Genomic DNA, 15,798 nt, shown 5'->3' with positions numbered 1-15,798 from the left:
AAAGATACGAAGGTAAACTGTGTAGTTTGCTCCGGTATCAATTTGTAACGTCCGGGCGCTGCAGATAGTGAATCAGGCTGTGAAAGCGCAGCGGCGTGCTGAGCGGGTTGCGGTAGCTGTGCGGCACGTCGGCACTGAACTGAAACGCCTCGCCTTTTAGCAGACGCCGCCAGCGATCGTTGACCCCCAGCAGCAGTTCACCCTCGATAACCACCACCTGCTCCACGCAGCCCGCTTCATGTGGCGAGGAATGGCTCTGCGCACCCGCGGCCAGCTCCACCGCCAGCAGGTCAAACCGCAGTTGCGGATCGTAAGGCAGCACGGAGCGCACCGACATGTCAGCGTTGGGCTGACTGAAACCGGGTAGGGTGCCGGAAGGCAACGCGCTCCCGTCGATAAAAAAGGAAAAGGGAACGTTGAACCCGGTAGCAATCTTCCACAGCGTCGCCACCGTCGGACTGGATTCACCCCGCTCAATCTGCCCCAGCATCGCTTTACTCACGCCGGTGCGCTCCGCCGTCAGCGTCAGGCTCCAGCCGTTGGCCTGGCGCAACTGTCTGAGCGCACCGCTCAGGTGTTGCTGAAAATCTGCCATTTTTTCTCCTGAGTTCTCGTCACCCTGGCAGGTGACGTTATGCCGACAGTGTAACACTTGTGCGTTATAGCGCACTATGCGAACATGTGCGCTATAACGCACAACCTCATTGAGAGTCTGACCATGACGAGAGCCGAACCGTCCCGTTTTACCCTGCCGATGCTGGTCTCCGGCTTTGTTGCTGTGCTGGTGGGCTACAGCAGCAGCGGCGCGATTATTTATCAGATGTTTCAGGCGGCGGGTGCCACGCCCGCGCAGATTGGCGGCTGGCTCTCGGTACTGGGACTCGCGCAAGGGATCGTCTCGCTGGGCCTTTCACTGCGCTACCGCATGCCGGTGCTGGCCGCCTGGTCCACGCCGGGTGCCGCGCTGCTGGCAACCAGCTTTCACGGCGTTTCGCTGAATGAAGCGGTGGGCGTGTTTGTTTTCGCCAACCTGCTGATTGTGGTGTGCGGCGTCACCGGCCTGTTTGCCCGGCTGATGAACCACATTCCCGCCTCGCTGGCGGCGGCGATGCTGGCGGGTATCCTGCTGCGCTTCGGGCTACAGACCTTTGCCGTTTTACAGAGCAACGTTGTGCTGTGTGGCAGCATGTGCCTCGCCTGGCTGCTGGCCCGTCGCTGGCTGGCACGCTATGCCATTCTGGTGACGCTAATGGTGGGGATTGCCGTGGCAATGGCCCAGCATGCCATCCACTTTCCGCCGCAGTCGATGATGCTGGCGCTGCCGGAGCCGGTAATGCCGCACTTTACCCTGACCACGCTGCTGGGAATCGGCGTGCCCTATTTCCTGGTGACCATGGCGTCGCAGAATGCCCCCGGCATCGCGACGTTACAGGCACACGGCTACCGTCCGCCGGTCTCTTCTCTGATGAGCTGGACCGGTGTTACGGCGCTGCTGTTGTCGCCGTTTGGCGGCTTTTCGGTCTGCGTGGCGGCGATTACGGCGGCGATCTGCATGAGCGATGAGGTCGATGCAGATCCTCAGCAACGCTGGCGTGCCGCAGCGCTCGCCGGGGTCTTTTATCTGCTGGCGGGCGCGTCCGGTGCGCTGATCGCCGTGCTGTTCAGTGCCCTGCCCGCCGTGCTGATTGAGGCGCTGGCGGGTCTGGCTCTGCTGGCCACGCTGGGCGGCAGCCTGCATCGCGCACTCGATGTGCCTGCCGAACGCGACAGCGCACTGATCACGTTTCTGATCACCGCATCAGGCGTCTCTTTACTTGGCATTGGCCCTGCCTTCTGGGGACTGATAGGTGGCGTTATCGCTCACCTGTTGCTGGTGCGTAAAACCGCCTGATTGCGTGATAGCTGCTGAAATATCGGTTATTTTTCCGCCCGCCGGTGAAAAAAACACTGGATTTAGCTCCTTTTCTGCCGTTTGATTTGTCATTGCCCCGCGTAAAATCAACCTAATCGTCGATAACACGCGATTTTCTGCCTCAGACAACGACCGATAAGGGCCCAACAGGTGGCAAAAACTTTTCTGCGCAGCGGTAATTTAGATGCAGTTCTGGCGTTAGGTGAAAATGGCCAGCCGGTCTACGCCTCAGCACTGCAAATTCGTGAAACCCTGCGCCTGCGCCGTCAGGGCGCACTGGCAGATTGCCTGGCCATTCCTCAGGCCAATGAACGGGGCGATCGCCTCGACTGGTATGCCCCTTTCAGCGGCCGGGTGAAATCCTGGCTGGGCGCCAGCGATCATGAACGTCGGGCGGCGCTGCAGCAGCTCACCGCCTGCCAGCAGGATATGCAGGATCTCAGTACGCGCGCGCGCGCGGCAGAGAACCCGTCGATGCGGCTGTTTGGTGCGCTGCTGAGCAAAACCCTGCAATTTCCCGACCAGCAGTATGTTTATCTGGTTGATGGCAAACCGGTCATTACCTTCTGGGGTTTTGGCGATGCCCAGGCACGCAGCCGCGACGATGCGCTGGCCTGCCTGCGTGACACGCTGGAGGAGAATCTGCCGGTGGCGCTGGCTGAACCACTGCCAGAACTGCCTGCCGCACCTGTTGCCGCCGAGCCGGTCATCGTCGCTGAGCCTGAACCTGCACCTGAACCTGAAGAGGAGCGGCTGCCGGTCGCGGCAGCCGCTGAACCTGAGCCGGTTGCACCCGTGGCGGCTCGCCGCCGTTTCCGCGTCTGGTATCTGTTACCGCCGGTGGCGATTGCTGCCGCCGTAACGGTGGCCGTGCTGCTGCATCGTCCTGAGCCTGTCGCCACGCCAGTGGCATCAACGAAGCCAGCAGCAGCCCCTGCGACTGTTTCCGCTCCCGCCGCGGTTTCCACCCCAACACCGGCGGCGGCCACACCTGTTGCTACACCGTCAGCGACGACACCGGCGGAGACAGCCACAGCCGAGAAACAACCGGAGTCGCAGCCGCAAAAACCAGCCAGCGCTGGCACGACCGAAGCCTCACCTGCCGCTTCATCTGCTACCCTTGCCAGTGTGGTGACCCCGCCGGTTCCGGCTAAACCTGATGATTTGATTGTCACGCCGGACGCCGTGCGCGAAGGCCAGGTGCAGGTGATTGATGGCCGTTGGCGTGTCACTATCGACCAGATGCCGACGCCAACCGGTAAACCGCCGGTGATGCGCTTCCAGTTTAAAAATGGTAAAGGCAGCGTGCAGGTCGCGCAGGGTAATACCAGCTGTAAAGCGGATGTCAGCGCCGCTATGACCAGCGCCGGTAACCTGGTGATTGAGAGCCGCTACACGGCGAAGTGCCAGAACAATTCGCGCTACCGTATGCCACTGCTGGTCTGCCATGCGAGTATGGGCGCCGCCGTGTGTGAAGCACAGTATGCTGAAGACCGGGTCTTCCCGATGACGATTAAGCGTGAGAGTAAATAACGATGCTGGCTCCCCTGATCGATGACAAACAAAAAATTTCGCTGATCGAAAACAGCGGTGTGCAGTTTCTGGATTTTGGCCTGCAACTCTCAGCTACCCAGGCGCGCCGTCAGTTTGTGCGACAGACCGCTAACGGCCCGCTGCTGCGCCTGAACGTCGATGGCAACAGCGGTAAATTCATGCTCTACCCGGAAGATGGGGGTGCAGCTGAAGTGGTGCGCCCGGAGTCCGATATCGCCCTGGCGGACTCGCTCACTCTGCTGGCTGCCTGCTGGCTGCCGCTGCCGATGCTGCGCTGCGCCAGCGGCCGTCGTTTTATCGGCGGCCCGGAAAACTGGGCGCGGATGCGTCTGGTTGCCCTGCCCGCGCCTGATGCGGCAGGCAATACCCATCGCGTCACCCTGGCCTTTGATACCCGCTGTGTCGCGGAACAGGATGGCGGCGAACAACTCGGCCTTAGCGCTGCCGATGCGCAGAACGGCGTGACCTTTGCGCTGGCCTGGCACAACTACGAGCTGGGTGATTTTCTTGACCTGACCTGGGTTGACGGCTGGCTGCGTGAATCCTTTACCGACCGCGTTTCCGATCGCCGCGAACAGGCGATTAATCAGGCTCTGCGCGAATTTGAATATCAGGCGCACTACCTCAATCTGCTTGAGCTGCTGGGCGAGCAGCTCGACCTCAGCGAGATCCACATCCAGGCCGCCACGCTGCAGACTCCGGCGGTCAACGTCGATATCATTCTGGATGTCGGCAACTCCCATACCTGCGGCATTCTGGTGGAAGATCATCCGGAAGAGAGCAACGGCCTGAAGCAGACCTATGAGCTGCAGTTGCGCGATCTCTCACAGCCGCATCAGGTTTACAACGAGCTGTTTGACAGCCGTCTGGAGTTTGCTGAGACGCGTTTCGGCAAAGCGAACTTCTCGCTGGAGAGCGGGCGTGAGCAGGCCTTTATGTGGCCTTCCCTGACGCGCGTCGGACGCGAAGCGAGCCGTCTGGCCCTGCAGCGTGTGGGTCTGGAAGGCAGCACCGGCCTCTCCAGCCCGCGCCGTTATCTGTGGGATGAAGCCCGTTATCAGCCAGGCTGGCGTTTTAACACGCCAGGCGATCAGGCTGAACCCCTGGCCTATGCCGCCCCCTTTACCACCCTGCTGAACGACGAAGGCCAGCCGCTCTCTTCGCTGGCACCCGACGATCGCCTGCCGGTCTTTTCACCGCATTACAGCCGCAGTTCGCTGATGACCTTTATGCTGTGTGAGCTGCTGGCGCAGGCGCTGATGCAGATGAACAGCGCAGCACAGCGTCAGCGTATGCCGCAGAGCCACGCGCCGCGTCAGCTGCGCCATGTGATCCTGACGCTACCGTCAGCGATGCCGAAGCCGGAGCGCGAAATTTTCCGCCGCCGGATGCAGGAAGCGCTGGCGCTGGTCTGGAAAGCCGAGGGCTGGCTGGCAGACGACGATGATCTGTCGCCTTCGCTGCCGCGTCAGAACCCGAAACCGCTGCCAGATGTGCAGATGGAGTGGGATGAAGCGACCTGTGGTCAGATGGTCTGGCTGTTCAATGAAACCCAGGTCAACTTTGCCGGTCGCGCCGAAGATTTTTTCAGCAGCATGGCCCGTCCCGATCGTCCGCGCGAGGCCGACGAACTGCCAGGCAAAAGCCTGCGGATCGCCTCGATTGATATCGGCGGCGGCACCACCGACCTCGCCATCACGCAGTATCGTCTGGATGATGGTCAGGGCAACAACGTTAAAATCACCCCGCGCCTGCTGTTCCGTGAAGGCTTTAAAGTGGCGGGCGACGATATTCTGCTGGATGTGATTCAGCTGTGGATTTTACCGGCGCTGCAGCAGCATCTGCAGAGAGCAGGCCTGACCCTGGCGGAACCGCTGATGAACAAGCTGTTTGGTCACGACAGTCGTATGGACGGTCAGGCGACGCTGCGTCAGCAGGTCACCTTACAGCTGTTTATTCCGCTGGCGCAGGCGGTGCTTGAGCGTTACGAGAACTGGGATCCGCTGGAGAGCCATGCGGAGATCAACGCGCTGTTTGGCGAACTGGTCGATCAGCCACCGGGCGAGGCGGTGCTGGCATTTGTTAACGGCGAAATTCAGCGCGAACTGGGCGGTAACAGCCGCTTTGACCTGCTGCAGGTGCCGCTGGTGGTGAGCCTGTCGCAGCTGCACGGCGAATTTATGCAGCACCGCATGGCGATTATTCCGGCGCTGCGCTCGATGTGTGAAGTGGTATCGCTCTATCAGTGCGACGTGCTGCTGCTGACCGGTCGTCCGTCGCGCTTCCCTGGCATTCAGGCGCTGGTGCGCCATCTGCAGCCGCTGCCGGGCAGCCGTATTCTGTCGCTGGAGGGCTACCACACCAGCGACTGGTATCCGTTTAACAAACATGGCCGCATCGATAACCCGAAATCCACTGCGGCGGTCGGCGCAATGCTCTGCCTGCTGGCGCTGGACCTGCGGCTCAGCAGCTTCTGGTTCCGTGCCGGGGATTTTGAACCCTATTCGACCATTCGCTACCTTGGCATGCTCGATGAAAACCAGGCGCTGACGGACGAGAACCTCTGCTACAGCGAAATTGACCTCGACGATCCCGGCTATGCGCTGGATAAAAAAAGCAGTTTCCGTATTCGCGGCAACGTCTGTCTCGGTTTCCGTCAGCTGGATAACGAACGCTGGCCCGCCTCGCCGCTCTACAGCCTGACGCTGAACGACGCCACGCTGGCGCGCAAAGTAGCCGGTGAAAGCGTGCTGCGCATCCGTCTGGCCGTCAAAGCCGGTCCCGACGCCGCCGGCCCGGAAAGTCTGGTGCTGAGCGATGCGCGCCTGGACGATGGCACCCGCGTGCCGCTGGAGCAGTTAAGTCTGAAGCTGAATACCCTGTCGGCGACCGGCAATGCCAATGCGCAATACTGGATTGACAGCGGGAGCGTATGTAAACGATGAAAGCGTTAAAACCCCGTCAGCCACAAACGCTGGCAAAACGTCTCAGCCTGTTGCAGGACGCATTGAATAACAGCCTGAACTGGATTGAGACCACCCGTGAGCAGTCGCCGCGTCTGGCGCTGGAAGCAGAAACCCTGACGCTGCAACTGCGCCAGGCGCGCGTGCAGACTCAGGCGCTGGCACAGCAGGTTGCGCGTCCGGTCACGCTGGCGCTGTTTGGTCAGTCCCAGGCGGGTAAAGCCTGGCTGCTGAACGAAATGGTGGCCGATGCCCAGGGCCAGTTAGTGACCCGGATGGGCGATAAACAGCTGAGCTGGTTCCAGCATATCAATCCCGGCAACCTCGATTTTGCGACCGCCACCCGCTTCAGCCATCAGCGCGAACCGCTGTCAGGCGAATGGCCGGTTGAACTGACGCTGCTGAGCGAAGCGGAACTGGTGCGGCTGATGGTCGCCTGTGCCAGAGCGTCCACGCCCGACACCGCACAGATCGACAGCACACTGCAGCGCCTGCAGCGTCATCGCCTCACCACGCCGCTGGCCGGTCTGGAAGGCGACGCGCTGGTGACCCTCTGGTCCTGGAGCCGCCGCCGCCCGCATCACGATGCGCGGCTGGATCGCCATTTCTGGCCACAGGCCGTTGAGCTGGCGCCCTGGCTCAGCGTTGACGATCGGGTGCAGCTCTTTTCATTGCTGTGGCCTGCTCAGCCTGCCCTGAATGAAATGCTGCGTACCCTGCTGCACCTGCGTCATCAGCTGCGTAACAGCAGCCGGGTACTTGCCCCGCTGAGCCTGCTGACCGACGCATCACTGCTGCCCGCCGAGCAGCTGATTGTGCCTGGCAGTGAACAGGATCAGCAGCAGTCAGTGGAAGTCTGCCCGATGAACGGTAATCGCATCGGCAAGGCGCAGAACGTGCCGCTGGGATTACTGGCGCTGCTGACGATGGAGGTGCTGGTCCCGCTGAGTTCTACTCCGCGAACCGCGCTTTATGATGATGCCGATATGCTGGAGCTGCCCGCGCCGGGCCAGTCCAGTGATGCAGCAACGCAGGAAGATCGCCAGCGCCTGCAACAGCAGGATCCGCTGCGTGCTCAGTTGCTGGAACAGAAACGCGCCCTGCTGCCTGGCTTTTACGCCGCGCGGCAGGCGATTGATCTGCTGCTGGTCTGCACCGCAGCCAGCCACCGTCAGGATGCCGATCTTGCCAGCGAAACACTGCGCGAATGGCAGCGTCACCAGCCTGCCCAGGAATCCGCAGAGAAACCGCGTCTGATCTGGGCGATTACCCCGTTCGATGCCCGTCATCAGCAGGTCAACGTAGATGAGGCGGTTCAGCGTCAGATGGGACAGCCCGGTCAGCACTGGGGATCGATGCTGGCGCTGGATCGCGCAGGCGTCGACCGCATGGCGAGCTGGTTGCTGGAGGAGATGCAGCCGGAAGCCCGCCGCGACATGTTGCTGGCTCAGCTGGCACAGATTCAGCACACCGTGGTGGAGCGGCGTCTGCTGCCCTGGACCGAAGCGGGTGCCAGCCCGGAGCAGGCGGCACGCAAACAGAATATCGCCGACACGCTGCTGAAGTGTTTACAGCATCGCACCGGCCTGCATGGTGAGCTGCTGGAGCGCCTGCAGCCGCCGCGTGAAGCGCTGCGCCAGCTCTGGCTCAATCAGTCAGCCCTGCCAGGCAGCAAACCGGCCACGATTCAGGCACCGGAAAATCAGTTTGGTATCGGCTTTGAATTTGACCTGTTCAGCGAGAGTCCGGCGGAAGCGCCGGTTCAGCCGCGTCAGAGTCTGCAGAGCACCCAGCAGTATCCGCGTCAGGTGCTGCTGCTGTGGCTGGATCATCTGCGTCAGCTGCCGGAAAACCGCAGCCTGCTGGCGTTGCTGAATGTGGACAAGGCGACGATGGAGTGGCTGGTTGAAGAGTTAATTACAGCCGGTTTCCGCACCGATATCGCACAGAAACTGCAGCAGGCGCTGCATGAGCCGGATACCCAGAGCGTCAGCCATGAATCCCGCGCCGATCGTCAGGTGACGCGGGCGATGACGGTGCTGGGGGATTTTGTGGCCTGGCTCGGCTTTTTACAGCGGCCTGAATCGGAACGCCCTGCCAGCCGGGTTAACCGGGGTCAGGTGATTTTCTCCCGTCCCCCGGCACCCAGCGTCAGCTTCAGTGCCGGTCAGCGCCTGACCAAGCTCTCTGCTGCGCCGGCCAACCACACCGCCTACTATATCTACGACTGGCTGGTGGGGCTGAATCAGGTGATCATTGAAAACAATGGTTACACCGGTGGCGGCGACCTGGCGCTGGCGGCCCGCGAAGCGCTGATTGCGCTCCTTAAGCCCCTGCGCACTTAATCGATAATCAGGCGCAGTTCGCCCTCCAGCGACTGCGCTGCCTCTTCCAGCAGCGCCAGCACCGGCGCTAAATCGGCCTGATGCGCAGCATAGTGCTGCAGCCACATCGTGGCAGGCAGCGCCATTCCGCCCGTCAGCCAGTCCCACAATGCATCCAGATTATGTCCGAAGCTCTGCGGGCAGCCGCTCTGCTCAGCAAACTGCTGATAAAAGGCCGCGCGCGTGGTGAGCTGACGCAGATCAAAGGTCAGGTTAAGCATGATCAGGGCACCTGTCTGAAGCTGCGGTAGTGATCGGTGGAGAGAAATACCAGCCCGTCAGAGGAGTAAACCAGGCGATCGGCGTCGCGGTGACCGCAGCGATAATTCACATCCGCTTCATACCACTGACGGCCTGCACGCGCGGGCAGTCGCTTTTCACGGTTGGTAAAGCGATCGCCGCCGATAGCTCTGCCCGGCAGCACCTCGCACAGATTGCCTGTAGCCGGATTCCAGCCACGCTTACGCGCATCACTTTTAGTGAGGTAGTAGTCCGGCAATTGCTGATGCTGCAGCACCCAGCGCGCCACGGTATGGGCGTCAGTCAGGGTGGCGATATCCGCCTGCGCAGGGGCTGAAACAGTATTCAGATACGGTTTAAGGCCGTAGAAACAGGCCGCGAGGACAAGAAAAAGTCCAATCCAGAGTTTTTTTGACATGATGGCATCCGTGACGACAGGATGCAGATGATACCAGTTTTGCGCCCGGAGAAAAGCGCGGGCCAGACAAGCTGGCCCTGGCGAGGTTATGCGGCGTGCGATTCCCCGCTGTGACGACGCCATGCACCCGGCGCGACACCATACTGACGTTTGAAGCTGCGGTTAAAAGATTGCTGAGAGTCGAAGCCTAATGAGATCGCCACATTGAGAATCGGTTCATCGGTGCTGGTCAGACGATCGGCTGATTTCTTCAGTTTCTTAACCCGGATGTATTCACCCAGTGGGTAGCCGGTATGTTCTTTGAACATACGCTGCAGGTGCCATTTAGAGTAACCGGCGCGTTCTGAAACCGTATCCAGGTCCAGACGTGCTTCAATGTTGTTATCAATCCAGTCGATTAAATCATGAATAAAGGCGTCACTCATCATTCCAGTCTCTCCCGTCGCTGTAGCGAAAAGTATTAGTATCAGTTGCAGTTACACTTAAGGGTGGCTGACTATGCCATTTAATGCAAGTTTTATTAGTACATTAAATGCCGCACTGTTTGTAGGGTTTTAACGCAACGGGTCAGGCTTTCAACGCTCTGTCCAAAACCGCACATAAAGTGTATCTGTTATTCTTGCAGTTGCCCGCGACGCAAGCCTACACTCCCTGCGATTAATTGCAATATTAAAAGTTGCAAATATTGGCCTGCAGGTCGTCTTTTATATCTATCGCGGAATAACAACAATGATTACGAACCGGGTTCGTCAGGGTTTAACCCTCTTAGGGATGGTACTGCTCATCACGCAACTGAGCGGCTGCGATAAAGGTGTGGCGCAAAACGCCCCACCGCCACCGCCTGAGGTAAGTGCCGCGCCGGTGCTGATCAAGCCGGTCAGCCAGTGGGACAATTTCAATGGCCGGGTGGAAGCGGTGCAGAGCGTTCAGCTGCGGCCGCGCGTCTCGGGCTATATCGACGCCGTTAACTATCGCGAAGGCGATGAGGTCAGAAAAGGTCAGGTGCTGTTTACCATTGATGACCGGAGCTACCGCGCGGCGCTGGAGCAGGCCAAAGCGGAACTGGCACGGGCGCGCAGTCAGGCCAGTCTGGCCCGCAGCGAATCGGGCCGCAGCGAGAAACTGATTGGCACCCAGGCGATTTCCCGCGAGGCGTGGGAACAGCGTCGCTCTGCTGCCAGCCAGGCGCAGGCCGATGTGCTGGCCGCTGAAGCCGCGGTCGACATGGCGCAGCTGAACCTCGACTTCACCCGCGTCACTGCGCCGATCGATGGCCGCGCCAGCCGGGCGATGATCACCGCCGGTAACCTGGTGACCGCTGGTGACAGCGCCAGTGTGCTGACCACGCTGGTGTCGCAGCAGCAGATGTATGTCTACTTCGATGTCGATGAAAACACCTTCCTCAACTATCAGGCGATGACGCGTCAGGGCCAGCAGCGCCATGCCCTGCCCGCTGAGATTGGCCTGGTCGGCGAACAGGGTTTTCCGCATCAGGGCAGGATCGACTTCATGGATAACCAGCTGACCGCCAGTACCGGCACCATTCGTATGCGCGCCCTGCTCGACAATCAGCAGCGTCAGTTCACCCCGGGTCTGTTTGCCCGTGTGCGTCTGCCAGGCAGCGCGCAGTTTGAAGCGGTGCTGATTGACGATAAAGCAGTCCTGACCGATCAGGATCGCAAGTATGTCTACGTGGTGGATGGTGAAGGTAAAGCGCAGCGGCGCGATATCCAGCCCGGCGCGATGGTGGATGGCCTGCGTATCGTTAAATCGGGTCTGCAAGCCGGTGACAAAGTCATCATTGCCGGTCTGCAAAAAGTATTTATGCCCGGCATGCCGGTCACTGCTCAGCAGGTCGCCATGCGTGCGGCAGCCGCTCAATAATTCGAGGCCGCTATGGACTTTTCCCGCTTTTTTATCGACCGGCCTATTTTTGCTGCGGTGCTGTCGATTCTGATATTCGTCACCGGCATGATTGCCATTCCGCTGCTGCCGATCAGTGAATATCCCGACGTTGTGCCACCCAGCGTGCAGGTGCGCGCCGAGTACCCTGGCGCTAACCCGAAAGTGATTGCGGATTCCGTGGCGACGCCGCTGGAAGAGGCGATTAACGGCGTCGAAAACATGATGTACATGAAGTCAGTGGCCGGTTCGGACGGCGTGCTGGTGACGACCGTGACTTTCCGTCCGGGCACCGATCCCGATCAGGCACAGGTGCAGGTGCAGAACCGCGTGGCACAGGCGGAAGCGCGTCTGCCGGAAGATGTGCGTCGGCTGGGTGTTACCACCCAGAAGATGTCGCCGACGCTGACGCTGGTCGTGCACATGTTCTCACCGAACAATACCTACGATTCGCTCTATCTGCGTAACTACGCCACGCTCAAGGTGAAAGATGAGCTGGCGCGCCTGCCGGGTGTCGGTCAGATCCAGATTTTTGGCGCAGGTGAATATGCGATGCGCGTCTGGCTTGATCCCAATAAAGTCGCGGCGCGCGGCCTGACGGCCTCTGACGTGGTGACGGCGATGCAGGAGCAGAACGTGCAGGTCTCTGCCGGTCAGCTGGGCGCGGAGCCGCTGAAAAAGCAGAGCGACTTCCTGCTGTCGATCAACACTCAGGGCCGACTGGAGAGCGAGCAGCAGTTTGGCGATATCATCCTGAAAACCTCTGAAGATGGTTCGCTGGTGCGGCTGCGCGATGTGGCGCGGATTGAGATGGGATCAGGCAGCTATGCCCTGCGCTCCCAGCTGAATAACAAAGATGCGGTCGGTATCGGCATCTTCCAGGCGCCGGGCGCTAACGCCATCGACCTCTCCAATGCGGTTCGCGCCAAAATGGATGAGCTGGCAACCCGCTTCCCTAACGATGTGAAATGGGCTGCGCCTTACGATCCGACCGTGTTTGTCCGCGACTCCATTAAAGCGGTGGTGCAGACCCTGCTGGAGGCGGTGATTCTGGTGGTGCTGGTGGTGATTCTGTTCCTGCAGACCTGGCGCGCCTCGATTATTCCGCTGCTGGCGGTGCCGGTTTCGGTGGTGGGTACGTTTAGCGTGCTCTATCTGCTTGGCTTCTCGCTTAACACGCTGAGCCTGTTCGGGCTGGTGCTGGCGATCGGTATTGTGGTGGATGACGCCATTGTGGTGGTGGAGAACGTCGAACGTAATATCGAGATGGGACTGTCGCCGCGCGCCGCCGCGCATCAGGCGATGCGTGAGGTCTCCGGGCCGATCATCGCCATCGCGCTGGTGCTGTGCGCCGTGTTTGTGCCGATGGCGTTTCTCTCTGGCGTGACCGGGCAGTTCTACAAGCAGTTCGCCACCACGATCGCGATCTCCACGGTGATCTCGGCCATTAACTCGCTGACGCTTTCGCCTGCGCTGGCGGCGATGCTGCTGAATGGACATGATGCGCCGAAAGATCGGCTGACGCGGATTATTGATGCGCTGTTTGGCTGGCTGTTCCGTCCGTTCAACCGCTTCTTCCAGCGCAGTGCGCACGGCTATGAGTCGCTGGTCGGCCGCACGCTGCGTCGCCGTGGCGCGGTATTTGGCGTCTATATCCTGCTGCTGGCCGGTGCCGGCTTTATGTTCCACACCGTGCCGGGTGGCTTTATCCCGACCCAGGATAAGCTCTATCTGATTGGCGGCGTGAAGATGCCGGAAGGCTCCTCACTGGCACGCACCGATGAAGTGATTCGTAAGATGAGCGAAATCGGTATGCAGACCGATGGCGTCGCCTATGCGGTGGCCTTCCCCGGCCTGAATGCGCTGCAGTTCACCAACACCCCGAACAGCGGAACGGTGTTCTTCGGCCTGAAGCCGTTTAATGAGCGCAAGCACACAGCAGCGGAGATTAACGCAGAGATCAATGCGAAAATCGCGCAGATCCAGCAGGGCTTTGGCTTCTCAATTATGCCGCCGCCGATTCTGGGGCTGGGTCAGGGTTCGGGCTATTCGCTCTATGTGCAGGATCGTGCCGGTCTGGGCTATGGCGCATTGCAGACGGCGATTAATACGCTCTCGGGCAGTATCATGCAGACGCCCGGCATGCACTTCCCTATCTCCTCCTATCAGGCCAACGTTCCACAGCTTGATGTGCAGGTTGATCGGGATAAAGCCAAAGCTCAGGGCGTGTCACTGACCGCACTGTTCAGCACGCTGCAGACCTATCTCGGCTCGTCGTACGTGAATGACTTTAACCGCTTTGGGCGCACCTGGCGCGTCATGGCGCAGGCGGATGGGGAGTTCCGCGACAGCGTCGAGGATATTGCGAACCTGCGTACCCGCAACGACCGCGGTGAGATGGTGCCGATTGGCAGCATGGTGAACATCACCACTACCTACGGCCCCGATCCGGTGATCCGCTATAACGGTTATCCGGCGGCGGATTTGATTGGCGATGCCGACCCGCGCGTGCTCTCTTCGGCGCAGGCGATGAGTCAGCTGGAAGCGATGTCCGGTCAGCTGTTGCCTAACGGTATGAACATCGAGTGGACCGACCTGAGCTATCAGCAGTCAACCCAGGGCAATACCGCGCTGATTGTCTTCCCGATGGCCGTCCTGCTAGCGTTCCTGGTGCTGGCGGCGCTGTATGAGAGCTGGACGCTGCCGCTGGCGGTGATCCTGATTGTGCCGATGACGATGCTCTCTGCGCTGTTTGGCGTCTGGCTGACTGGCGGAGACAACAACGTCTTCGTGCAGGTCGGACTGGTGGTGCTGATGGGCCTCGCCTGTAAGAACGCGATTCTTATCGTGGAGTTTGCGCGCGAGCTGGAGATTCAGGGCAAAGGGATTATCGAAGCGGCGCTGGAAGCGTGTCGCCTGCGTCTGCGTCCGATTGTGATGACCTCAATCGCCTTTATCGCCGGTACCATCCCGTTGATTCTGGGTGAAGGTGCGGGTGCAGAAGTGCGCGGCGTGACCGGTATTACCGTGTTCTCAGGTATGCTCGGCGTGACACTCTTCGGCCTGTTCCTGACGCCGGTGTTCTATGTCGCCCTGCGCAAGCTGGTGACGCGCCGGTCAGATAACGCGGAATCAGTGACGGCGTAAACCGTAAACGTTAACAGGGGCGATCGGGTGATCGCCCCTTTTTTTGTCTGAGATTGGCAGCATGTTAATTAACGCTGCTTTAATTTTTCATTTAGCGTTTCAACGATAAACGCTTTCAGGGACGTTTCATTTTGCGCAGCAGCCTGCGAGAGCCGCACGCCCAGCGATTCAGGATAGCGCAGCGTAAAGGTCTTGATTCTTTCTTGCTCCGCATAGAGATGAATGCCGGAGGCAGCGCAATCTTCCAGGTATTCGCGCAGCGAAATCTCCCCTTCTTTGTGCAGGCCCTGCACGCTGTCAGAGACAAAATCACAGTAGCCTGACAGGCCAGTAAAGCGTCCACGGAACAGGTTGATTTCGGGAACGTAAGTGATGACTGCGGGTTACCCGTCGACGTTAGCCAGATCAGAATAATTATCCATCTTAAACTCCTGCATTATTCTTGCGGGCAGATAATCAGGTGCGAATCTCAATTTGGGCTTTTCGTCCCAGTTGCGCCAGCGCCATCTCCACTTTTTCAACTTTCGATGAGTGCTCAACATCCAGCAGTCGATCAACCTGTGGGCCATTCACGCCCAGCTGGCGTGCCAGATCGACTTTACGAGTGCCGGTTTCAATCATTGCGTTATAAAGTGCCGCTTTCATCGCCACCAGCACAGGTACGGAGACAATGTATTCACCTTCCAGCGGTTTACTGGCGACCGGAATCGGACGACGGGTATCCATCTCAAGAGAGATAGCCGTCACCAGTCCATCTTTGGCTTCTGACAGTGCTTCCTCAACGGTGGCGCCGACGGAATGCAGTAACGGCAAATCACGACACGAGACCTCATAGGTATCGGTTTTGGCGTCATGGGTTAAGCTGACGGCATAATTAAACATAGGGTTACCTCTCTGATCGGGCTCACAGGCCCAGATCTTTTAAAATTTTTCTGCGCGTACCTTCAGGCATTTCTTTCGCTCCATGATCCGGAAAAATGGATTGCCTGTCGCCCAGGAAGACCTTGAAATGGCTGCTTCCACTGCGGTGCTTAGTCAAAATAGCGCCCTGCTGAATGAGCCAGCGTCTGAATTCACTGTACTTCATCGCGTTCCCTCGCTGTGTATAACAGCAAGAATAACATTGGTGGTACTTAAGGCAACAATAATGTTGGGCTCATGAGTGAGTTTTCAAACAATTTATTACGTTTATCGCGATGACCGAACTCAGAAAGATGGGTATTGATTCATGGCAGATTTGAGGCAGGACGATACTGATCAGCAGGTATAAAAAAAGCC

At 59.3% G+C, this 15,798-nt stretch carries 13 protein-coding genes; 6 read left to right on the top strand and 7 right to left on the bottom strand.

All coding sequences use genetic code 11. From position 1 onward, the window contains the following. Window positions 1–37: 37 nt before the first annotated feature. Window positions 38–595 (bottom strand): helix-turn-helix domain-containing protein, encoded by a 558-nt coding sequence (locus FA92_RS07930; protein ID WP_033783036.1) that lies wholly within the window; start codon window positions 593–595, stop codon window positions 38–40. Window positions 596–718: 123 nt separating this feature from the next. On the opposite strand from FA92_RS07930, the gene FA92_RS07925 reads away from it, so the two are divergent. From FA92_RS07925 to FA92_RS07910, 4 genes are all read left to right on the top strand, one after another. Beyond that, window positions 719–1,891, top strand: a complete 1,173-nt coding sequence (locus tag FA92_RS07925; RefSeq protein WP_033783034.1) for a benzoate/H(+) symporter BenE family transporter — start codon at window positions 719–721, stop codon at window positions 1,889–1,891. A gap of 171 nt (window positions 1,892–2,062) precedes the next feature. Then, a complete protein-coding gene (locus FA92_RS07920) occupies window positions 2,063–3,445 on the top strand; it encodes an SrfA family protein (protein ID WP_033783033.1) in 1,383 nt (460 codons plus the stop codon). Between the two features lie 2 nt (window positions 3,446–3,447). Then, a complete protein-coding gene (locus FA92_RS07915; protein ID WP_033783031.1) occupies window positions 3,448–6,411 on the top strand; it encodes a virulence factor SrfB in 2,964 nt (987 codons plus the stop codon). Then, entirely contained in the window at window positions 6,408–8,774 is a 2,367-nt protein-coding gene (locus FA92_RS07910; protein WP_033783029.1) for a virulence factor SrfC family protein, read from the top strand. Before FA92_RS07915 ends, FA92_RS07910 begins: the two co-directional genes overlap by 4 nt. Here FA92_RS07910 and FA92_RS07905 read toward each other — a convergent pair. From FA92_RS07905 to FA92_RS07895, 3 genes are all read right to left on the bottom strand, one after another. Continuing rightward, complete coding sequence (locus FA92_RS07905; RefSeq protein ID WP_013357798.1) at window positions 8,771–9,034, bottom strand: barstar family protein; 264 nt, start codon at window positions 9,032–9,034, stop codon at window positions 8,771–8,773. The genes FA92_RS07910 and FA92_RS07905 overlap by 4 nt on opposite strands. Before the next feature lie 2 nt (window positions 9,035–9,036). After that, window positions 9,037–9,471, bottom strand: coding sequence for a ribonuclease domain-containing protein (locus FA92_RS07900; protein WP_033732609.1), 435 nt, complete (start codon window positions 9,469–9,471; stop codon window positions 9,037–9,039). An 86-nt stretch (window positions 9,472–9,557) separates the two neighbouring features. Further along, window positions 9,558–9,899: a helix-turn-helix domain-containing protein gene (locus FA92_RS07895; RefSeq protein WP_013357796.1), complete on the bottom strand. Its 342-nt coding sequence runs from the start codon at window positions 9,897–9,899 to the stop codon at window positions 9,558–9,560. A 301-nt stretch (window positions 9,900–10,200) separates the two neighbouring features. Here FA92_RS07895 and FA92_RS07890 point away from each other — a divergent pair, with 301 nt between their 5' ends. Continuing rightward, entirely contained in the window at window positions 10,201–11,355 is a 1,155-nt protein-coding gene (locus FA92_RS07890; protein WP_013357795.1) for an efflux RND transporter periplasmic adaptor subunit, read from the top strand. A gap of 12 nt (window positions 11,356–11,367) precedes the next feature. Beyond that, window positions 11,368–14,520, top strand: a complete 3,153-nt coding sequence (gene oqxB, locus FA92_RS07885; protein ID WP_033783027.1) for a multidrug efflux RND transporter permease subunit OqxB — start codon at window positions 11,368–11,370, stop codon at window positions 14,518–14,520. A gap of 68 nt (window positions 14,521–14,588) precedes the next feature. On the opposite strand, the gene FA92_RS07880 is transcribed toward oqxB, so the two are convergent. The 3 genes from FA92_RS07880 to FA92_RS07870 all read right to left on the bottom strand — a co-directional run bounded on the left by FA92_RS07880 (window position 14,589) and on the right by FA92_RS07870 (window position 15,607). Then, the gene (locus FA92_RS07880) at window positions 14,589–14,894 is read right to left on the bottom strand and encodes a type II toxin-antitoxin system HicB family antitoxin (RefSeq protein ID WP_095707239.1); all 306 of its coding nucleotides are present in this window, start codon (window positions 14,892–14,894) and stop codon (window positions 14,589–14,591) included. An 82-nt stretch (window positions 14,895–14,976) separates the two neighbouring features. Beyond that, a complete protein-coding gene (locus FA92_RS07875; RefSeq protein WP_033783026.1) occupies window positions 14,977–15,402 on the bottom strand; it encodes a type II toxin-antitoxin system HicB family antitoxin in 426 nt (141 codons plus the stop codon). A 22-nt stretch (window positions 15,403–15,424) separates the two neighbouring features. Beyond that, window positions 15,425–15,607, bottom strand: a complete 183-nt coding sequence (locus FA92_RS07870) for a type II toxin-antitoxin system HicA family toxin (protein WP_010245321.1) — start codon at window positions 15,605–15,607, stop codon at window positions 15,425–15,427. Between the last annotated feature and the right edge of the window lie 191 nt (window positions 15,608–15,798).

It is taken from the genome of Pantoea sp. 9140 (assembly GCF_000745295.1).
Taxonomy (GTDB): domain Bacteria; phylum Pseudomonadota; class Gammaproteobacteria; order Enterobacterales; family Enterobacteriaceae; genus Pantoea; species Pantoea vagans.
This window is presented reverse-complemented; position numbering and strand designations above follow the sequence as displayed.